This window comes from Acinetobacter sp. YH01020 (genome assembly GCF_013420275.1).
Classification (GTDB): Bacteria; Pseudomonadota; Gammaproteobacteria; order Pseudomonadales; family Moraxellaceae; genus Acinetobacter; species Acinetobacter amyesii.
On record NZ_VOYN01000034.1, the window covers coordinates 1 to 19,931 of the forward strand.

The window sequence follows — 19,931 nt, forward strand, 5'->3', positions numbered from 1 at the left end:
TTAGAGGAATTGCCACAAGATACGATAAGCTAAAACGTAACTATCAAAGCGCTGTTGCTTTAGCTTGTATATTTATATGGTTGCCTCTTTAGCTCAATTTATCGGCTGTAAATGTCAACACACCCTAGTATTAGATATTTATTAGTATTCCATTTTTGAAGGAATGGGCATCCCTTTACAGCAAAACAATGGCAATTGGATGAATGATAAAAATCACATAAAAACGCGAAATTTGCGCATTTAATGAAAATTGGTTATTATTTTGCTGGAATATTCACCAGTATGTTTGGGCTGGCAGAGTTCAATGTAGAGATAACAATTTTAAAAATGGAAAATTAGAGGGCAGAACAGATGAAAAATATAGCATTTGCAAAAATAATAATGGTCACGGGTGTCTTGGGTTTAACGGCATGTGGTGGTAGTGATCGTGATGAGACAGGAAGCGTACCGTCAGAGCCAGTTGCCGATGCCATGGTACAAAAAAGTGTAGAAGAGCTGACGCTGTTGGATGTAAATAATCTTGCATTAAATGCTGCGTCGATTCAGATTTTAAGTGATGAAGAATGGCAAAAAGTACAAGCAGGCAGTCTGAAAATAGCAACGAATACAATTATAGCGGATGATTCTGAGCAGTTCTTTCCACCGATTAATAGTTTACCGACAGCAACTCATTTTAAAGGTCAAAGTTATCTTGCCAATGCTCAAGGCATCGTTAAACTGCCTAAATTGGCTGCAGGCACATATTATGTTTTGGTCACTAAAAATGGACAGTCTACAGTTTCGGCATTCTTGATCCATCCTAAAAATACCAATAAGAGCATTGTGTTGAATGTGGTTCTCAACTGCTTAGACCAAGACTGTCAGACACTAAGTGATGCACCAGTCAATGATGCAGTGGTCGGAACATTCTCTGGTCAAGTGATTTTTAAAGGGAAACCTTTGGCGAATGCGCAAGTGTCATTGTCTGGCGGTACAGCGACCAATGGCGCATTTGTTAGTGCTTTGACTGATGCCAATGGATATTTCACGCTTTCATTTAATGTGAGCAATGATCTGCTTGAAGCATTGAAAAATGCCACGCTCACCATTAACGGTGCAGGAATTAACACTATTACGAAAAAAGTTACGGTCATTGCTTCTTCTGCATCGGGCTATCAATTTGAAGTGCTGCCTGAAACAGCATCTGCAGATGTGGTATGGCGTGAAACTTTTGAAGTGGACTCTGCAACCCGCAATGCATGGACAAGGTCGCAACCAAGTGTGGCTAATGTCGATTGGCAGTTGCTAAACAAAGGTCACAACATTCGTAATAATCAAGTAAATCAGCGTGTGCGCTTAGCGCCGAATGACCAAAGTCAAGGCAAGGTACCTGAGCCACTGCAAGGCAATACAGCATATTGGTATGGTGACAAAGTAAATGGTAATTTTATTGGCGCTTTAAGTGATTCATCCACGGCTCTAGAGTTTGATGGCGGCACCTCGCAGTATGACAATAGGGGAGAATTGATTTCACCTGTTATTAATCTAAGCCAATATCATGCGCCTTTGAGTTTAAGCTTTAAAACATGGTGGGAAATTGAGTCGGTCAATCCAAATAATCAAGGGTTCGATTTGATGAATATTTTAGTTTCTACCGACGGTGGCAACAGCTTTAAGACCTTGGCTCGATTAAACCCGCTGGCAGATCCGTCCTCTGCATATGAGCGCGCGCCGATTCCATACAGTAATTTAGGTTTTAACCTCGCGCCGGCTGCTGTTCAGCAAGAAGCAATTTCATTAGATGAATATGCAGGCAAGGCCAATGTCCAACTGAAATTCCAATTCAGAACAGTCGATGAACTTTATAACGGTTTCCGCGGCTGGATGATTGATGATGTGGTGATTCAGAAAAAAGCCGGAACTTTCCCATTATTTGATGGTGCGAGTTTTGATGAAAATTCAGATAGTTTCTCTCAGGACTATAGTGGCGTCGCTGCAAAACAAGCGGGCACTGTGCTGAAAAGCACGAAGAGTTATGCACGCTGGGCTGAAGTGCCACAGCGTAAATAAAGATTTACATGACACCGCAGTATGAATGGTTAGAATAGGTTTAGGCGTACTGCATTCGCGATCAATCAACCATCAAGCGTGGTGAATGCTAAAAACAGCTCTCAATTGAGAGCTGTTTATATTTGAAAGGGCAATATATTCAGCCACTTCAGCACACTGGCGGCTAAAGATTTCGGATGTTGTAATGGAATCATATGGCCTGTATTGTCAAGCCTATAAATTACCAAGTGCTATGGAGTAATGCAGCTCACACGCTGTATTCCATAATGATTCATACAGAAATAAACTGCGAATATTTGGCTGCAAAGAGCTGCACAGGCTACAATCCACTTTTTTATAAGATGAGACGTGTTGTGAGCAGCGAAATGCCTCAACTGCAGCGCCGATTAAAGAACCGTCATATTCAGCTGATTGCAATGGGTGGCGCAATCGGGACAGGGCTATTTTTAGGCTCTGCGTATATTATTGAGTCGGCTGGACCATCGATAATTCTGGGCTATTTGATTGGTGGCTTGGTTGCTTTTCTGATTATGCGCCAGTTGGGCGAGATGGTTGTACAAGAGCCAGTCACAGGTTCATTCAGTCATTTTGCTTTTAAATATTGGGGCAAGTTTGCTGGCTTTTTAACGGGCTGGAACTACTGGATTCTCTACATTTTAGTGGTGATGACCGAGCTGACTGCGATAGGCAAATATATCAATTACTGGTGGCCGCATGTGCCTGCTTGGGTTTCAGTTCTGGTGTTTTTTGCTGTGATTACGCTAGCCAATTTAGCCAATGTCAAACTGTATGCAGAATCTGAATTTTGGCTGTCGATGATTAAAGTTGTGGCGATTGTTGCCATGATTATTTTTGGTATATACCTGCTACTTACAGCAGGCGCAGACTCTACCGCTTCGATTAGTAATTTATGGGTACATGGCGGCTTCTTCCCGCACGGTTTTGAAGGCTTATTCTACATGCTAGCCTTTATGATGTTTGCTTTTGGCGGCATTGAATTGATCAGCATGGCGGCGGCTGAAACTGAAAATCCTGATCAAAATATTCCCAAAGCGGTGAATCAGACCGTGATCCGCGTGTTCTTATTTTATATCTGTTCCTTGGCGGTACTGCTGTCGCTGGTGCCGTGGAATCAGTTGAAACTTGGCGGTTTGGATCATAGTCCTTTTGTGATGATTTTTAATCAGATGGGGATTGATTGGGCGGCACATTTGCTGAACTTTATTATTTTGACTGCATCCGTTTCGGTCTGTAATAGCGGCATGTATGCCAATAGCCGCATGCTGCTGGGCTTGGCAGAACAAGGCAATGCGCCAAAAGCATTTAAGCAGGTGAATAAACACGGTACGCCGATTGCCGCGGTTTTATTTTCTGCTTTGCTGATTTTTGGCTGTGTACTGCTGAATTATTTCTTGCCTGAAAAAGCATTGAGTTATTTGATTTATATCGTGGTGAGCGCTGCGGTGCTGAATTGGATGCTGATCAGCTTGATTCACCTGAAGTTTAGAAAAGCGATGCATCAGCAGGGCATACTGACCAAGTTTCCTGCATTATTTGCACCGTTCACCAACTATTTTGTTTTGGTGTTCATGCTGATTATTTTATACATCATGTGGAATCAGGGCTTTATGCTGTCGGTGCTGATGCAGCCCGTATGGATTTTACTGCTGTATGTGCTGTTTAAAGTGATGCAAGCGAAGAAGATTTAATACCATGAAGGCTTAGGGACGAGCCTTTGTTCACTGTTACTAAAGAATGATTTTGAAAAGTTCTAACAAAGTACGAAAATTGAGAGAACATTCATATAAAGACCGCTCTAGCACTGGATTCTAGAGCGGATTGTTGTAAGATATTGATTTATGTTAGATTAAATAAATTATTTCATATAACGTGTATAAAGTTGGTTTTAGATAATTTTTACATTTCTGAATAATATTTCATCAAAATCAAAAAAACCTACTGTAGTGAAATGTTTTAAATATACTGCATCATCCAATCCATTCGATTTAATCCCTATCAGAAGCAATCTTTCGAATACTCTTTTCAGAGCTCCATTCAATATCGGAAGTATATTGATATAGATATGACTCAATGGATAACGCTCTTGTTTAGAATACGCTATTATTTTTGAAAAATTTAATTGTTCATTCAATAATATTAATTGGGCTATTCTATTTTTTTGATTGAGAAAAGTATCAAGATAAGGTGAATTACGTGTGCTATCAAGACGATCTAAAATATCTTCAAGCTTATAGTAATATTGCATCACGTGAGAACCATCATCGATTGGTTTATAAGAGCATAAAAGAAAGCTAGCTCCATAAAATTTTTTATAACCATCATTTAAAGCCATTTGAGCATTCCAACTTTTAAACAAGTTATGATCACGATGATGAATGGCATTACGTAGCAGAATTAACAATGTGCTCTCTGCAAATTCAAAAAAATTAAAATACTTTTTTGATACGTCATACAGGGTATGGAAACTTTCTAAAATTAATTCAAAGCCACGATCATAATTATTAATAGCCTCCTCTTGATCAACATCTGCTAATCTGTGGAAACGCATATGTTCTTCGCCAAATATCCGAAGCGTATTACTTAGTCTTCCGACGGCATGCTCAATTATAAAACGGTCTTTCTCAGCTAATAAGTATTCCATATTCATATTACGCTAATAGAAATAATAGTAATTATATTTAAAAAAATATTTAATATCATAGACTCACTATCTAATTAACATAAAGGCGATTAGACGAAATTCGTAACAATCTGATGGTAAGGGAAGTGTTATCTAAACACTCCTCAGCAATTCAATCCTCTGCCGCTGTCCTTTGTTTAACTTCGATACCACCAATTCATAAGAGTTCAGCACCAAATCTTGCAGAAGTTCTTCTTCTAATTCTTCATCTGTAAAAACAGAAATCCAATGCTGCTTATTCATATGCCAGCCCGCACGAATAAAGGGATAAATATCTCTGAGCATTGAGCCATTGTCTGGCAGCACCTTTAAGTTGATGGCCGCTTTGCCTTCCAAATGAAAACTCAGCATAAAGACCTTCTCCATCACCTTAAACACATCACAGCCTTCACCAAAAGGCTGGCTGCATGTAGTTTCAGGCAGGGCTAAGGCCGTCTTAGCAGCTACAGCGTGTAATGCAATCATAGGGGATAACCTAAAAATAAGCTTGAACGTTAAAGCCTAAGGATGAATATGAACAACGGTATCATTATTTACCAATTGCCAAATTTCATCCATATCAATATTACGCACTGCAATACAGCCCCAAGTCCAATCTTTTTGTGGGAAATACGTCATCAGTTGTGGTGCAGCTTTCATTTGTAAACTGGTCGCCGAACCATGAATCATAATGTCACCACCTGCAGAAACCCCTAGATTTTTAGCCTTCTGTTTATCGGCCGCATTGGGGTAAGAGATATGCAAAGATTTATAAAATGCGCTTTGCGGATTGCGCCAATCTATATGATAAGTTCCTTCTGGCGTCTTGCCATCACCTTCTTGAACTTTATGTCCAAGCGGTTGAAAACCCAGACGCATCGGGTAACGCCGAATGACCTGATCCTGATGTTTTAACTCTAAATAACGCTCAGCTTTATGTACTTGAATACTGTCGATCGGCGTTTCTGTGCGAATTTTTTGAATTTGCAAATCGCTTAATTCAGGTGGAATGGCCAGTGCATTGGCAGGTGTAGGTAGATATTTTTCAAATTTTTGATAGGCAAGGTAGGCCGCCACAATACAGAAGAGGGTAGCGAAACTAAAAATAGTGATACGTTTTCTTGTCATTATTTTTTAGAGGATGGACGGCATTACAGTCCATCCATTTCGGTATTGTGGATAATGTCTAAATTATCCACAATTTTGATTCGAGTGAAATGTGGATTTGTGGATATTTTTTTAAGACGAGCAGCTGACCATCACTTCAGGCACATCACTAGGTAAAGGTCCTAAATCTTCTGTTGTTTCCAGTTCAGGCTGTTTAATAAATGGCTGGCTCAGCAATGTAAACAAACGCTGTACTTCTGAAAAATCATTGCGTTCAGCAAGCTCAATTGCTTTTTGCGCCATATGGTTACGCAAGATATATTGCGGATTGGCCTGTGCCATTTCCGCATCTAAAGCATCGGTGTCCTGATGCTCACGGATACTTTCATATTGTGCCAAGAAACCTTCAAAGGCGCGGCGGTCTAAGCAGTCGTCTTTAATGGCTTCATATTCATGATTTTGCAGACGAATAAAGCTTTGCGAGTAATCCAGTTGCTCACTTTGCAGAATACGCAAAAAGGCCATGGCGCAGTCAAAGCTGTCTTTATGAAAACTTGGCAAACCCATTTTCTGAGCTAAGCCCAATTTATAATGTTCCAAGAAGGTCAGTTCAAAATGCTCTAAGCACTTAGCTAAATCTTCTTTCCACTGTTCTTTGTCATAATCTGAAGGGCAGAGCGGAACGAGATTATTCAGCCATTGCCATAAATTCCAATGCCCGATACTTGGCTGCTGTTGATAGGTATAGCGGCCTTGGTAGTCCGAATGGTTGTTAATCCAATTTGGACGGAAGCGCTCCATAAAGCCATAAGGGCCGAAGTCCAATGTTGAACCGGTAATATTCAGGTTGTCGGTATTCATCACGCCATGCGCAAAGCCAATCAGCTGCCATTTGGCAATCATCACTGCGGTACGCTGAATGACTTGAGTGGCAAAAGCTAAAATAGGTTGTTCGGCATCTAAGCATTCAGGGTAGTGCCACTCAATACATTTTTGCGTGAATTCAGGTAGCAAATCACCCTGATATTGATTGATCCATTCAAAATGCCCCAAACGGATATGGCAGTCAGATGTACGCAGTACCATTGCGCCTAACTCTAATTTTTCACGCTGCACACCTTGCTCGGAGCTGGTAAAACCCACCGCATTGCTGGATGCAACGCCTAAGCTGTTAAGCGCATGTCCTGCCAAATATTCACGAATGGTCGAGCGCAGCACCGCGCGTCCGTCGCCCATGCGTGAATAAGGCGTAGAGCCGGCACCTTTAAGGTGCAGGTCAATGGTTTGCCCATGTTTATCGATGATTTGCGCAATCAATAAGCCGCGTCCATCGCCTAATTGGCCGGCCCATTGACCAAACTGATGACCAGCATAGACCATCGCTAGCGGCTCAAATTCCTCAAATATTTTTTGCCCGCTGCAAATCTCTACCCATTGAGCTTTATCTTCATCCGACCATTGTAACTGTTCAGCCAAAGCAGCATTGAAATGTCCTGCTTTTGAGCCTTTTAAGGGTACAGGCTGCTGATGATGGTACAGGCGAGGTGGCAGGGTGTTATATCGGGCATTGAACAGCATAATGATCTTTAAAAATTAAAATTATGTAGAAACTATAGCAAAGACCAGATAGAAAAACTGTAGCTTAAAATGATATAGCCTCCACAAGGGAGGCTATATCATTTGAGAAGCTTAAAACAATTAAGCGGTTCTCTTTTTCAAATTACGCATTAATTGATTCAGTGTTTCACGGTGCTGAGATAGGCGTTGTTCAACTTGCTGGAATTCAAGTTTGAGTTTGTCATCCATTTGATGAATTTTTTCAGCAACTGCAGTTTTCTTCGCTTGAATTTCCTGCTCTTTTAATTTCGCCCAGTCATTCAAAGTTTGCGAAAACGCATCATATTCTTGAGAAATACGTTGTTTAGCTGTCGCAATATCATCGGTCATGTTGAGACCATAGATCGCAAGGTCTTGTTCCGCATACTTGAACTTCATAGCCAACTCAGCTTTTTTAATATTAAAGCTAGGAATACGGCGTAAATTTTTAGCAAGACCTAATTTAGAGCAGCTCCAAATTAACCATTTTGTTGGATCGTATTGCCACCATTTCACACCATTACGGTAGTCGTATTGGAAAATGTGGTGATAGTTATGATAACCCTCACCCCAAGTTGCAATAGCTAACCAGAAGTTATCACGCGCGGTATTTTCGTCAGTATATGGACGTTTACCCCACATGTGGCATAGTGAGTTAATAAAGAATGTCACATGATGGCTTAAGATTAGGCGCATTAAACCACCCAATAATAGAACGCCCCACATGTCGCCTACAGCCCAACCGATTGGTACTAAAATCGCTGCATGAACAGCAATTACCAGTGGAATGTAGTATTTATCTTGGAACAAAACGACTTTATCTTTTAACAGATCAGGTGCGTTTTTATAGTTTGGTTCTGCTGCTGGATAATCACGAAGCATCCACCCGATATGGGCATACCAGAAACCACGATTAATCGAGTATGGATCTTGGTCAATATCGTCTACATGACGGTGATGTGTACGGTGACCTGAAGCCCAGAACAAAATACTGTTCTGAACAGCAAAAGTACCCATGAGCATTAAAATGATTTTTAAAGGCAAGGTTGCTTCATAAGCACGGTGTGCCCACAAGCGGTGATAACCCGCAGTAATACCTAAACTGCTGACACCCAGTAAAACAAACATACTGATCCAAGCAGCGGCACTAAAATCATGATTAATGGCATATAACGGAATTGCAATAACTGCGACAATAGGTAAAAACACCAATGCAAAAATAGCAATCCAGTTCATTGGGGCTTTGGGTAGGGGAGCATTCATCTCCAACAGCACTCCTGAAACCTTGGGAGGTATAGATAGGACGAATCCCATTAAATTTTTAAGGGATTTTAAACGTACAGAATAGTAGCACGGGAAAACCCGTTTTCACCACTGTTATTGTACAGTTGTATTGTTCTAAACAGTAACATAATACGACTGAAGTTATTTGACTTTTTGTGGGGTAAAAAAGATGCTAAAAAAACAGCAAAATCGTCAAAATAATCCGCAGCTTTTGGTCAAACACTGTATCTGGGGCGGCTTTCTGATCAGTTGTCTGGGACTCATGGCCTGTCAAAGTTCTCCGACGCAGAAGGTGACTACAAAGTCACAAGGGAAGCCACATGGCAACAGCATTGAGCAGCCATTAAAAGTTATTCGCGTGAATGATGGGATACAAGATATTCCATGGACGATTGTGCAAATTGCTGGGCAAAAAGCCAAGTTCTTTCATCATCAACCTTATTTGCAGTTCAGTTCACAATTTCGCCAAATTCAAGGCAATACGGGATGTAATAACATCAGTGGCACTTATGTGATTGATACCTTAAAACACAGCATTGATTTGAATGCGCGAGCAGGCTATTTCAGTTGTGATTCGGCTTTAGCTCAAGAGGCTGAACTTTCAGATGCATTGCAAGCCGCAACACAGTTTCAAATTCAAGCGAAACAGATGACGATGCAAAACAGTCGGGGTCAAACCGTGTTGGTTTTAGAACGAAAATAGGCCAGTTGAAAAAGCCACGTGTTGATCGAAGACTGAATTACATAAAACTAGGGGAATAAAGCAGCATTAAAAATGCTGCATCATCATTTTAGGATAGTCGGTAATTAAGCCGTTAATGCCCCAATCTTTAAGCTGTTTAGCACGATCAACGTCGTTGACAGTCCACACGCTCACATTTAATTTTGCCTGCTGCGTGGCCTGAATAATGTCTGAATTGGCGAGTTGGTTCATCCAACCGATTTGGATACAACCTAATTCAAGTGCTTGTTCAATCGCTTTAAATTTTACGTCTGTTTCAACCAAAAGCCCGCGTTTGAAGCCGGATTTTTTTTGTTGCAAAGCAAGATGAATTTTAGGGTCAAAACTGGTGATCACCGCGGAATGTTCGAAACCTTGGAGCTGTTGTTCCAAGGTTTCAGTCAGCGCTTCAGCTTCAGTCTGTGTCTTCACTGCTTTCACTTCGACTTCAATATGATCGAAGTTATGAATAATTTTGAGCGTTTGTTCGAGCAGTGGCGTCGGCTCAACTTTATTCCATTCTGACCAAGTCACAGCATGGTTATAGGGTTCTAACTCTTGTGAACTACATTCATATAGATGTTTATCTTGACCTGTCGTTCGCATAAATTGGTCATCATGCATGATCACTAGGGCACGATCTTTAAGTTGCCGAACGTCAAATTCGACAGCACGAATCCCTAAGTCTTGAATATATTGAAAACCACCAAGGGTGTTTTCAGGTGCTTCGCCACGAGCGCCACGGTGTCCGATTATGCGCATAAAGGGCCTGCAAAATTGAAAGATAAAAACATAGTGTCCTGTAAGCATGACAGGGAGATGACACTATTATTTTGAGCCGATCATTTTGAATTACAAGAATGATCGGACGAAATGTTTCGATTTATTTCAATGTAAAATAGACTTTTAATTGGTCAAAGGATTTGAGCAATTTTTGAATCCAAAACTTATTGATCAATCGTGTCGTTAATATTTTTCTGCCACAGCACTTCAGAGCCACCTTCAGCACGTTGTAATGTACGCGATGCGACAAATAACCAGTCTGAAAGGCGGTTCAAAAGCTGCAATGACGGCGGTTGAATGTTCTGGTCGCGGTTATGTACAGCCATTAAACGGCGTTCTGCACGTCGGCAAATTGCACGAGCTTGATGGGCAAAGCTGCACACCAACGTTCCTGATGGCAGGATAAAGTCTTTGAGCATTGGCAGCGCTTCATTCATACGGTCAATGTCATTTTCCAAAAACTCAATTGACACAGGTTGTACCAAGTTGAAGTTTGGAATGCAGACTTCACCGCCAAGGTCGAATAACCAATGCTGAATCAGGCTGAGGGATTTATCCCAAGTCGCTTTGTCTTCAATACTGCTAAGTGCGATGTGCGAACGCAGAATACCAATGCTTGAATTGAGTTCATCGACATCTCCTAAGGCTTCAATACGTAAATCATCTTTGGCTACGCGTGATCCGTCGCCAAGACCTGTCGTACCTGAATCGCCTGTGCGGGTGTAAATTTTGCTTAAACGGTGGCCCATGTCTTGTCCTTAAAATGATGAAAATTTCGGGTCGGTCATAAAAAAGGATAATGCCATAGTCATGACATTATCCTCAAAGTTTTCTGCTTTCTATTGATGAAACTGATTAACTAAAAATCAGTATTTAAATGTCACACCTGCAGAAGCTAAACGACCACCATTCACATAGTAGTAACCACCACCATACGATGCAGTTTTGTATTTCACATCACCGACATTTTCAATATTGGTAAAGACTTTTACGTTTGGATTCACGTTCCAATATGCATTGAAATCTACAGTCACGTAGCCAGGATTTTCACGTTGGTAATCTTGTGCATGTGATTTAGACGATAAAGCACCGCTGATTCCATAAATTTCGTTTTGAAGTCCTGCGGTTAATGTAAAGCTTTGACGAGGACGACGATTTAACTCTTTGCCTGTTTTTTCATTTTCAGCTTTCACGTAGTTATAGGCTGCTTTTGCAAACCATTGGTCTTGTTGCCAAGCCAAATAGCTTTCACCACCTTGGAATTTAGCTTCTTTTACATTGCCAAATTTATTTTTATTCGCTGCATTGTAGTCAATTAAATCATCAACTTCTGTGCGATATAAAGATAAACCAGTACTTAAGCCATAAGCTAATTTTTGATCTACACCAATTTCATAAGATATGCTTTCTTCAGGTTTTAAATCAGCATTACCATAAGAACTATACAATTCATTGAGTGTTGGCGATCTAAATGCCGTACCAATATTGGCATAAACACTGGTTAATGGCAGGATTTTGTAACGAACAGCAGCTTGACCTACTGTATGTGTTCCATATTTTTCGTTGTCTTCAACACGTAAGCCAACTTGGGTATCTAAGCCATTATTTTTATACTGATGTTGAATATAATAACCTTGTGAATCCACGTCCCCTTTGTAAGGAGCTGTAAAGGAAATCACATCGCCTTTAATAGTTTGGTAGGTTGTGCCTAACAAGATATTTTGATGTGGGGTGAATTGCCATTTACCATACAATTCAGCTTCTTGAGTTTTACTATGAATAAAATCGTATGACCCATCATAGTTCACATCATTTTGATCAATATCATCTTTAAATTGTGATAAACGTGCATTCACAGAAATATCAGAGGTGATATTGACACGACCTTTAACATTCACGATTTCATTTTTAAAATCTTGAGAAAGATTTTTTAAGCCTGAACAGTTATAGTTCGCATCATAAGCACTACAGTCGATATAACCTGTAGAGCCTTTATTTTGTTGATAATCTACAGAAAGCGCATAGTCTTCTTTTTCCACACCAACTTTGGCACTAAAACCTTTTTGATCATAATCAGCAGTTTTAACTTTGCTATTTTTCCAGTCAGTGACTTGTGTGCCGTCAGTTTCTAAACGTTGACCACGAATTTGAGCATAGAAACCATCTTCTGCAACATCTGCTCCAGCGATGGTTTTGTAGGTGCCATTTTCACCCATCTCGCCAGTCACAAAAGCACTGGTTTTTTCAGGTGTTTTTGAAACAAGTTGAATCACACCACCAATCGCATCTGTACCATAAAGCACAGAAGCAGGTCCTTTGAGGACTTCAATTTGTTTAATATCAGTGGTATCGATAAATGCTAAAGATGGCGCACCTGTTGTCGCTGTATTTAAACGAACACCATCACGTAACACTAAAGTTTGGTTTGAGTTTGTACCACGTAAGAAAATAGATGAAACTTGACCATAACCACCACTTTGAACCATGTTAATCGCGGCATCACTCATCAATAAGTGTGGTAGTTCCGCAATTGGTGATTGCTCAACAATTTTAGGTTCGATAATTGAAATACGTGCAGGGACATCATTAATATTTTCTTCACTGCGTGAAGCGGTAACGACGATGGTATCTAAAGTTGTGGAAGCTTTATTTTCAACTGCGTCAGCAGCCACAGTATTTGTTGAAAAACCCATTGCAATAGCGATTGCGCCCACTAATGCTGTAGGCTGAAAAAGAGTAGACATACTTTGCTCCATACATTCACCCCACGTGAATGATTGAGTTGAAGAACGCAGCAAGCAGGTATCCGGACTTAAATATAAATATTGATTAAAACAATATTGGCATATCCACCTTCCCGTAACAATGCAGTGGTGTAAACTCCTTCATGAATTGAAGGTGTTTATAAAGATATGAGGTTCATTTTACCGTTGCGGGGGCAGTGCTGGATTCTCACCAGCTTCCCTAAGCCTAAGCTCAACTTGCAGCAAGTTGAGCGCAGTATAAAGTTTGTATGAGTCTTAAACAACGGATGTAAATAAATATTCAGGATGAACTTTACGCAAGGTCTAAAAATTGCATTACAATGATTCGCCTTCATATTCATAGATAGGCTATGAATAGGGCGGAGTTAGAGCCACAATAATATGCGAACCCGTGCCAAAATTTGCGGAATCACACGTATTGATGATATCCAGTCCGTTGTTCATGCAGGGGCTGATGCCATTGGATTTGTATTTTTTCCACCAAGTCCGCGCAGTGTAACGGCAGTGCAGGCCGCTGAACTGATTCAGCATGTGCCGCCGTATGTGCAGACCGTGGGTTTATTCGTGAATGCATCGGCTGCAGACATACAGGATATTTTAAAAATTTCACCTGTAGACATCCTGCAGTTTCATGGCGATGAAAGCCCTGAACAGTGCCAAACAATTGCGCAGTCCGTTGGTCGCCGCTGGTATAAAGCCATTCAGGTTAAGCCAGATTTGGACGTGATTAGCGAGATTCAAGCCTTTCAAGAAGCAGGGGCAAGCGCCGTACTGTTAGATGCATGGCATCCTGAGCTGAAAGGAGGTACAGGGCATAGCTTTGACTGGGCACAGTTCCCAAAACTCGATATTCCTTTAATTTTGGCGGGCGGTTTAAAGCCCGAAAATATTGAAGAAGCGATTCAAATCACTGGTGCTTACGCCGTAGATGTGAGTGGTGGTGTAGAATCGGCAAAAGGTATTAAAGACCAACAACTCATAGAACGCTTTATGCAAGGAGTCCATCGTGGATCAGCAAAATAAGATTGACTATACCCAATTCCCTGACGCACAAGGGCATTTCGGTATTCATGGCGGGCGTTTTGTGTCAGAAACTCTAATGGCAGCACTTAAGGACTTAGAAAAACTCTATTTCCGCATGAAAGATGATGCTCAGTTTTTGGCAGAATTCGACCGTGACTTGGCGTATTACGTCGGTCGTCCTAGTCCTTTGTATTATGCTGAGCGATGGTCGAAAGAGTTGGGTGGTGCGCAAATTTATTTAAAACGTGAAGACCTGAACCATACAGGTTCACATAAAGTGAATAACACGATTGGTCAGGCTTTGCTGGCTAAACTTTCAGGTAAAAAACGTATTATTGCGGAAACAGGCGCAGGTCAGCACGGCGTAGCAACGGCAACGATTGCAGCGCGTTTAGGCCTTGAATGTGTGGTGTTTATGGGTGCAGAAGACGTAAAACGTCAAGCCATGAACGTATACCGTATGCGTTTGCTTGGCGCAACGGTCGTACCTGTGGAAAGCGGTTCAAAAACATTGAAAGATGCCATGAACGAAGCGATGCGTGACTGGGTAACCAATGTTGATTCAACTTATTACGTGATTGGTACAGTTGCAGGTCCACATCCATATCCGCAATTGGTACGTGATTTCCAATCGATCATTGGCCGTGAAGCGCGTAAACAGATTCAAGAGCAAGCAGGCCGTCTGCCAGATGCTCTTGTTGCATGTGTGGGTGGCGGTTCAAATGCGATGGGCTTGTTCTATCCATTTTTAAATGATGAAGATGTGAAAATGTACGGTGTTGAAGCGGCAGGCTACGGCATTGAAACGGGCAAACACTCTGCACCATTGAATGCAGGTCATGTCGGTGTGCTTCATGGCAACCGTACTTATTTAATGTCGGATGATCAAGGTCAAATCATTGAAACACATTCAATCTCTGCAGGCCTGGACTACCCAGGTGTAGGCCCTGAGCATAGCTTCCTCAAAGATATGCATCGTGTGAACTATGTGCCAATCAATGATACTGAAGCGCTGCAAGGTTTCCGTGATTTAACCCAAATTGAAGGTATTATCCCTGCGTTAGAAAGCTCACATGCCATGGCTTATGTGACGAAACTTGCACCGACGATGGACAAAGACCAAATCATTATTGCGACAGTTTCAGGCCGTGGTGATAAAGACTTAATGACCGTTGCCCGCATTGATGGTGTGGAAATGGTTGAGATGTAAATTCCTTTAAGCCCTCTCCTTTAAGGAGAGGGTTTGGGAGAGGTTATATATTCTGAAATATCAAATCGCGCAGAAGCAATTCCGCGCGATTTTTTTTTGGCTGAAAATTTTATTGAGGCAAATCACTACAAAAACAGATGCAGAATAAAACTGTGAAATAAATCACAATACTGTGCAAATTTTATGACTTTAGAAAGACTTTATAACAATGACATTTACCCAGTTGGTTCGTGCTGAATCCTTTCCCACCCATATTTATTGGCAATGGCGTGATACTTTTGCGCTGTGCATTCTTCCGTTGATCTTGCTCAACAGTTATATCCTAGACCAGTTTTTTGGTGTTTCGGCTCAGGTTGCTTTGGGTGATTCGATCTTTCGCGGTATTTTATTTATTGCCGTATGTTGGCTCTATAAAACGATGCTGTATACACACTGGCAAAAGTATAAACAGGCTTTTTGGCGTTCAAGCCTGTTGGTGGTTGTTGGTGCAGTCGCTTTACAAGTGGTGATTTCTTTTACACGCAGTCTTTTGCCAGTGGGTGAGAGCATTGAAAAAGAATCGACCATTGATCCCAATACGATTGCCTTTTTTAGTTTGCTGATCATCAGTCTTGGGCCATTATTTACCGCTTTGCTCGAAGATATTATTTTCCGCTATACCTTGCTACAAAAGCTATTTGTACAGCCGTGGCCGTGGCGAGTGATCTTGGTCTTGCTGAACTCAATCTTATTTGGCTTGATTCATTATCATAATTTTGATGGTGATTTGATTGCGACCATCAGTTTTATGGCGGCAGGCCTATTTCTCAACCTGATCTATTTGTGGACGCGTAACATTTGGCATGTCTTACTCATTCATTTCGTTAACAATGCGGTACTATCTTTAGGCGGCGTGATTTTGTTGAAATTACTTCAGCCCTATGTGGGCAGTTGAAGTCAAAAATAGGGGGAGATTGTGTCCAGTTTATTTATGGTGATGCTCGGCGGACGCCATCCAAGAGCAAATATCGAAGTGCATGATGTCATTCTTGCAGTGGGTAACGCATTAGAAGAGGTTTATCCACAACTGAGAACGGCATGGTTTGGTGAGCAAAAAGGCTTACATATTGATGCTTGGGCACAGGTACATACAGTCAGCACTGAAAATCGGCATTATCGTATCCAATTTTGTGATGCCGCGGCCCGAGCTGAAGATGAAAAATTATGGCTGATTAATCTCGGGGGATATGATGCTCGCGAATTTGGTGAATTACATCGTTATGTTTTGGTGACAGGACAAAATGCCAGCGTTGCAAAACAACGGGGCAAAGCTTTTTTTGAGTCACATTGGCAAAAACAACATACCGACCGAACCCTAGATGTTGATGATTGTATTGCGATTGATCATGTCTATGGGCGCTATATCGAATTGGTTGAAACCCCGCATAGCCAGCAAAATTCATGGAAAAATGATTACATCTTAATAAATGAACATTTGTGATGATTAAGAGCTGAAATGTCAGCTTTTATATTTTTTTGTGATATTCGCCTGAAATCAGATGGATTGTCTTTTCAGGCGTTAAATAATAGGCATAATAACATTCAGGATTTAGACCTTAAACCTCAATGGAATGGCGTATATGGATTTAATACGGCCGAATGGACAGCCGCATTATGGGCGTTTTAGTGAACTTCCCAATCGTATCGATTTAAGTAAGTATGAATATAAGACACCGTATGGAAAACGACTTGAAGGTTGGCGTAAGCGTTTAAAATATAAAAAATTTAAATTTTGTTGTATTCAGCATGAACATTATACGATTGGTCTAGCAATTGCCGATATCGCGTGGGCGGGGCACGGTTTTGTCTATGTGTATGATCATATTACGAATGAAGTGTTGGAATGGAATTCGATTAATTTCCTGTCACGTAATACCGTTTTAGATGAACAACCTTTATTTAATCAAAGTCATTTTATTAAGTCAGGGATTCAACTGGATATTCAGCATGCCAATGGTGTGCGATACATTCAAATGTCAAAACATGGCGAACTCAAATTGAGCGCTCGAGTGTTTTGTGCGGGGACTGATCCGCTGAGTATGTGTAGCCCCACAGGGATTAATGGTTGGACCTATACTCAAAAATTGACGACGTTAGGGTGTGAAGGTTTTTTTATCAATAAGCAAGGCAAGACCATTCAATTCCATGACCGGACATTGGTGTCTTTAGATGATACCTGTGGTTTTCTTCGTCCTGAAACCGCATGGTTTTGGTTATCGTGTAACTTTTGGGACAGTCAAAATCGACGCGTTGGGATCAATCTTGCCTCTGGTGTAAATGAAAGCTTTGGCAATGAAAATTGTCTGTGGGTCAATGGACATTTGTATCCCATGTCTGATGTGCTGTTTCAGCAACAAGGCGATAATCAATGGAATATTAGTTCTTTAGACAACAGCTTAAATTTGATCGTCACCACAGGTTGGCGGCGCTATGAAAACCTGAATTTAAGATTGGTCGGTAGTCAGTTCAGTCAATGGCAGGCAAAAATTAGCGGTACAATTCAACGTGATGGCGAAGAAATAGTATTCTTAAATGAATATGGTTTACTTGAGCAGCACTATGCCAAATGGTAAGTCTAAGCCTATAAAAAAGCCGCAATCGATGCGGCTTTTTTTATTCAATTTTTATTTTGCAGCTTGCCAAAACACTTCTGCAGCTTGAATTGGATCATTGGTTTCTTCATAAGTTTTTAACCAAAGATCATAATTTTGCACAATGGGATGCTGACTCGGATGGAAGTCTTTTTTAAACCAATCTCGATATGGCTTGCTCATTCGGGTGAGGGTGCCATTTTTACCAAAGAACCACGGTAAGCCTTTCATATTTAATTTTAAACGTTCAGTGAAACTGAAGCCGTCATGTTTCAGCATCACATTGGCACGGTATAAGGTAAAGCCGAGCATCAATCCACTGGTCCAGACCAAAGTAAATTTCTTTAGATTTTCATTGACCTTAGCGACATCTTTCATCACATCAAAAGCCACATCGCGATGTTCCATTTCTTCTATCGCATGCCAAATAAATAATGCACGGACATAAGGATGCGCAGATTCTAAGACGGACTTTTGGCTACAAAAGGTTTCAGCCATCAGCGCAGTCAAGTGCTCGGCTGAAGCCGTCATGGCAATGTTGTATTCAGGTGAGCGTTTGCTCAGTTCAAATTTAAAAATTTTATTCAGACGTTTAATGAACGCATCGACAGGCATGCCTTGTTGTTTCATCAACATATTCATTTTGTCATGCGCCATACCATGCTGCGCTTCTTGACGAATAAAGTCAGCGACACGTTGCTGTAAATCAGGGTCTTGAATTTGACTGCGGAACAGACGAACAGATTCAATGAAATAGCGCTCGCCATCAGGAAAGGTCAGGCTCAAGGCATCAAACATACGTGTTAAAAAAGGGTCTCCGCCAAACCAATAGCGCGGGATTTCTTCTAACTTAAAATTTAGCTTTGTGCGAACAATGGGTTCGACTTGATATTTGACGATAGCATTCATGATATTTTTTCTGTGCGAGTCGTATTGATTGCAGTATGTCGGAGAAATTGCACTTTGTTTTGACAGATATTGCCAATTTTTATACATTTTACGCCATGATGAAAATATAAAATGTCAGAATTGGCAGGTCAGAAAGAGGGGCGAGATGGCTGAAATTCAGATCCCAAATGGTTACTTCCAACTATGGAATATGGTCTTAATTGAGCGTGAATTAAACTATACACAGCTCGAATGGATTGCGCCATATGCTGCGCAAATTCAGCATGTGCTGTCTTTGCCGATCGACTCTCAATCGCCGAATTCTTTTTTTAATACCATCATGCAACTGACTCAGCAGCATCTGGATTGCCCGCAATTGGTTTTTGAAATGGCCAAGTATATTCGTGCGGAGCATTTTGGGGTGTTAGGCTATATGGCGACACTGAGTAATAGTGTTGCAGATGCTTTGCAATATGTGATGCGATTTAGTCGTTTGGTGATTGATGGCGCGCAAATTGTGCCGATGAATATGAGCCATCAAGATCATCAAATTATACTGTCTTGGCCTCAGCATGATGATGGGTATGCGTTGGTCAATGAATTGACCATGGCCTGTATGGCACATTTGGCCAAGCAAATTTTTCCAGATTCTTTAAAGTTACTCCGCATTCATTTTGCCCATGCGCCGCGGATGGCACGTTATCACTATGAAAAGTTTTATGGCTGCCAAATGGAATTTTCGACCCTTAAATATTCATTTGTGATTCATGCCGATAGTTTGGATTTAAAGTCAGAACTTGCTGATCCGTCACTGATGCAATTGTTATTACGTCAAGCCGAAGAGGCGATCGCTGCTCGTTCGCAACATTCAGATCCAATTCTACAAATGCAACAATGCATCGCAGATTATCTCAAATTACAACAGCAAGCCCCTAAAATAGAGTGGTTAGCAGAAGAGTTACATCTGTCAGTGAGAACCCTGCAACGACAGCTACAGGAGAAAGACACCTCGTTTAAACGACTTTTGGAGATTGAACGGATGAAACGCTGTGAATATTTACTTTCACAACAAACCCATTTGACGGATATCGCGTTGCAGTTAGGATATTCAGATCAGTCTGCTTTGGCACGTGCTTTTAAGGCATATAGCGGAGAGACATTATTAGCGCGAAAAAAAGCCTTGAGATTAGAATAA

At 41.1% G+C, this 19,931-nt stretch carries 18 protein-coding genes, 1 pseudogene and 1 riboswitch; of the genes and pseudogenes, 10 read left to right on the plus strand and 9 right to left on the minus strand.

What is annotated here, in order from left to right; genetic code table 11:
- The 3 genes and pseudogenes from FTT85_RS12515 to FTT85_RS12525 all read left to right on the plus strand — a co-directional run.
- Nucleotides 1–92, plus strand: a pseudogene (locus FTT85_RS12515) (IS5/IS1182 family transposase); the annotation flags it as partial.
- Between the two features lie 259 nt (nucleotides 93–351).
- A complete protein-coding gene (locus tag FTT85_RS12520; RefSeq protein ID WP_180177091.1) occupies nucleotides 352–2,049 on the plus strand; it encodes a carboxypeptidase regulatory-like domain-containing protein in 1,698 nt (565 codons plus the stop codon).
- 353 nt (nucleotides 2,050–2,402) lie between these two features.
- Nucleotides 2,403–3,758 carry an amino acid permease gene (locus FTT85_RS12525; RefSeq protein WP_180177090.1) on the plus strand — a complete coding sequence of 452 codons (1,356 nt, stop codon included), beginning with the start codon at nucleotides 2,403–2,405 and terminating at the stop codon, nucleotides 3,756–3,758.
- A gap of 197 nt (nucleotides 3,759–3,955) precedes the next feature.
- On the opposite strand, the gene FTT85_RS12530 is transcribed toward FTT85_RS12525, so the two are convergent.
- The 5 genes from FTT85_RS12530 to FTT85_RS12550 all read right to left on the minus strand — a co-directional run bounded on the left by FTT85_RS12530 (nucleotide 3,956) and on the right by FTT85_RS12550 (nucleotide 8,695).
- Nucleotides 3,956–4,711 (minus strand): hypothetical protein, encoded by a 756-nt coding sequence (locus FTT85_RS12530; protein WP_180177089.1) that lies wholly within the window; start codon nucleotides 4,709–4,711, stop codon nucleotides 3,956–3,958.
- Nucleotides 4,712–4,843: 132 nt separating this feature from the next.
- Entirely contained in the window at nucleotides 4,844–5,215 is a 372-nt protein-coding gene (locus FTT85_RS12535) for an MmcQ/YjbR family DNA-binding protein (RefSeq protein ID WP_218954595.1), read from the minus strand.
- A gap of 36 nt (nucleotides 5,216–5,251) precedes the next feature.
- Complete coding sequence (locus tag FTT85_RS12540) at nucleotides 5,252–5,857, minus strand: murein L,D-transpeptidase family protein (protein ID WP_180177088.1); 606 nt, start codon at nucleotides 5,855–5,857, stop codon at nucleotides 5,252–5,254.
- Between the two features lie 111 nt (nucleotides 5,858–5,968).
- A complete protein-coding gene (locus FTT85_RS12545) occupies nucleotides 5,969–7,414 on the minus strand; it encodes a YdiU family protein (RefSeq protein ID WP_180177087.1) in 1,446 nt (481 codons plus the stop codon).
- 120 nt (nucleotides 7,415–7,534) lie between these two features.
- A complete protein-coding gene (locus FTT85_RS12550) occupies nucleotides 7,535–8,695 on the minus strand; it encodes an acyl-CoA desaturase (protein WP_180109986.1) in 1,161 nt (386 codons plus the stop codon).
- 190 nt (nucleotides 8,696–8,885) lie between these two features.
- Between FTT85_RS12550 and FTT85_RS12555 the strand changes: the two genes are divergently transcribed.
- Complete coding sequence (locus FTT85_RS12555; RefSeq protein WP_180183668.1) at nucleotides 8,886–9,419, plus strand: META domain-containing protein; 534 nt, start codon at nucleotides 8,886–8,888, stop codon at nucleotides 9,417–9,419.
- A gap of 66 nt (nucleotides 9,420–9,485) precedes the next feature.
- Here the strand turns inward: FTT85_RS12555 and FTT85_RS12560 are convergent, their stop codons facing one another.
- The 3 genes from FTT85_RS12560 to FTT85_RS12570 form a co-directional block, all read right to left on the minus strand.
- Nucleotides 9,486–10,199 carry a glycerophosphodiester phosphodiesterase gene (locus FTT85_RS12560; protein WP_180177085.1) on the minus strand — a complete coding sequence of 238 codons (714 nt, stop codon included), beginning with the start codon at nucleotides 10,197–10,199 and terminating at the stop codon, nucleotides 9,486–9,488.
- Between the two features lie 185 nt (nucleotides 10,200–10,384).
- Complete coding sequence (locus FTT85_RS12565) at nucleotides 10,385–10,969, minus strand: cob(I)yrinic acid a,c-diamide adenosyltransferase (RefSeq protein WP_180183669.1); 585 nt, start codon at nucleotides 10,967–10,969, stop codon at nucleotides 10,385–10,387.
- Between the two features lie 117 nt (nucleotides 10,970–11,086).
- Nucleotides 11,087–12,964, minus strand: a complete 1,878-nt coding sequence (locus FTT85_RS12570; RefSeq protein WP_180163254.1) for a TonB-dependent siderophore receptor — start codon at nucleotides 12,962–12,964, stop codon at nucleotides 11,087–11,089.
- A 35-nt stretch (nucleotides 12,965–12,999) separates the two neighbouring features.
- A riboswitch (cobalamin riboswitch) is annotated at nucleotides 13,000–13,220 on the minus strand.
- A 146-nt stretch (nucleotides 13,221–13,366) separates the two neighbouring features.
- On the opposite strand from FTT85_RS12570, the gene FTT85_RS12575 reads away from it, so the two are divergent.
- The 5 genes from FTT85_RS12575 to FTT85_RS12595 all read left to right on the plus strand — a co-directional run bounded on the left by FTT85_RS12575 (nucleotide 13,367) and on the right by FTT85_RS12595 (nucleotide 17,830).
- Nucleotides 13,367–14,008 (plus strand): phosphoribosylanthranilate isomerase, encoded by a 642-nt coding sequence (locus FTT85_RS12575; protein WP_180177084.1) that lies wholly within the window; start codon nucleotides 13,367–13,369, stop codon nucleotides 14,006–14,008.
- Nucleotides 13,992–15,218, plus strand: coding sequence for a tryptophan synthase subunit beta (gene trpB, locus FTT85_RS12580; protein WP_180024528.1), 1,227 nt, complete (start codon nucleotides 13,992–13,994; stop codon nucleotides 15,216–15,218). The genes FTT85_RS12575 and trpB overlap by 17 nt, the downstream gene beginning before the upstream one ends.
- A 208-nt stretch (nucleotides 15,219–15,426) precedes the next feature.
- Nucleotides 15,427–16,152 (plus strand): CPBP family intramembrane glutamic endopeptidase, encoded by a 726-nt coding sequence (locus FTT85_RS12585; protein WP_180177083.1) that lies wholly within the window; start codon nucleotides 15,427–15,429, stop codon nucleotides 16,150–16,152.
- A gap of 21 nt (nucleotides 16,153–16,173) precedes the next feature.
- Nucleotides 16,174–16,698: a DUF1543 domain-containing protein gene (locus FTT85_RS12590; protein ID WP_180177082.1), complete on the plus strand. Its 525-nt coding sequence runs from the start codon at nucleotides 16,174–16,176 to the stop codon at nucleotides 16,696–16,698.
- Between the two features lie 139 nt (nucleotides 16,699–16,837).
- Nucleotides 16,838–17,830 carry a DUF2804 domain-containing protein gene (locus tag FTT85_RS12595; protein WP_180157566.1) on the plus strand — a complete coding sequence of 331 codons (993 nt, stop codon included), beginning with the start codon at nucleotides 16,838–16,840 and terminating at the stop codon, nucleotides 17,828–17,830.
- 51 nt (nucleotides 17,831–17,881) lie between these two features.
- Here FTT85_RS12595 and FTT85_RS12600 read toward each other — a convergent pair whose 3' ends face one another.
- Nucleotides 17,882–18,757, minus strand: a complete 876-nt coding sequence (locus FTT85_RS12600) for a metal-dependent hydrolase (RefSeq protein ID WP_180177081.1) — start codon at nucleotides 18,755–18,757, stop codon at nucleotides 17,882–17,884.
- A 145-nt stretch (nucleotides 18,758–18,902) separates the two neighbouring features.
- On the opposite strand from FTT85_RS12600, the gene FTT85_RS12605 reads away from it, so the two are divergent.
- Nucleotides 18,903–19,931: an AraC family transcriptional regulator gene (locus tag FTT85_RS12605; protein WP_180177080.1), complete on the plus strand. Its 1,029-nt coding sequence runs from the start codon at nucleotides 18,903–18,905 to the stop codon at nucleotides 19,929–19,931.

Excerpts from the sequence above, each read along its gene's own strand:
- FTT85_RS12520 (WP_180177091.1), top strand. The coding sequence starts at position 352 with ATGAAAAATATAGCATTTGCAAAAATAATAATGGTCACGGGTGTCTTG.
- FTT85_RS12530 (WP_180177089.1), bottom strand. The coding sequence starts at position 4,711 with ATGGAATACTTATTAGCTGAGAAAGACCGTTTTATAATTGAGCATGCC.
- FTT85_RS12535 (WP_218954595.1), bottom strand. The coding sequence starts at position 5,215 with ATGATTGCATTACACGCTGTAGCTGCTAAGACGGCCTTAGCCCTGCCT.
- FTT85_RS12540 (WP_180177088.1), bottom strand. The coding sequence starts at position 5,857 with ATGACAAGAAAACGTATCACTATTTTTAGTTTCGCTACCCTCTTCTGT.
- FTT85_RS12545 (WP_180177087.1), bottom strand. The coding sequence starts at position 7,414 with ATGCTGTTCAATGCCCGATATAACACCCTGCCACCTCGCCTGTACCAT.
- FTT85_RS12550 (WP_180109986.1), bottom strand. The coding sequence starts at position 8,695 with ATGAATGCTCCCCTACCCAAAGCCCCAATGAACTGGATTGCTATTTTT.
- FTT85_RS12555 (WP_180183668.1), top strand. The coding sequence starts at position 8,886 with ATGCTAAAAAAACAGCAAAATCGTCAAAATAATCCGCAGCTTTTGGTC.
- FTT85_RS12560 (WP_180177085.1), bottom strand. The coding sequence starts at position 10,199 with ATGCGCATAATCGGACACCGTGGCGCTCGTGGCGAAGCACCTGAAAAC.
- FTT85_RS12565 (WP_180183669.1), bottom strand. The coding sequence starts at position 10,969 with ATGGGCCACCGTTTAAGCAAAATTTACACCCGCACAGGCGATTCAGGT.
- FTT85_RS12570 (WP_180163254.1), bottom strand. The coding sequence starts at position 12,964 with ATGTCTACTCTTTTTCAGCCTACAGCATTAGTGGGCGCAATCGCTATT.
- FTT85_RS12575 (WP_180177084.1), top strand. The coding sequence starts at position 13,367 with ATGCGAACCCGTGCCAAAATTTGCGGAATCACACGTATTGATGATATC.
- FTT85_RS12585 (WP_180177083.1), top strand. The coding sequence starts at position 15,427 with ATGACATTTACCCAGTTGGTTCGTGCTGAATCCTTTCCCACCCATATT.
- FTT85_RS12595 (WP_180157566.1), top strand. The coding sequence starts at position 16,838 with ATGGATTTAATACGGCCGAATGGACAGCCGCATTATGGGCGTTTTAGT.
- FTT85_RS12600 (WP_180177081.1), bottom strand. The coding sequence starts at position 18,757 with ATGAATGCTATCGTCAAATATCAAGTCGAACCCATTGTTCGCACAAAG.
- FTT85_RS12605 (WP_180177080.1), top strand. The coding sequence starts at position 18,903 with ATGGCTGAAATTCAGATCCCAAATGGTTACTTCCAACTATGGAATATG.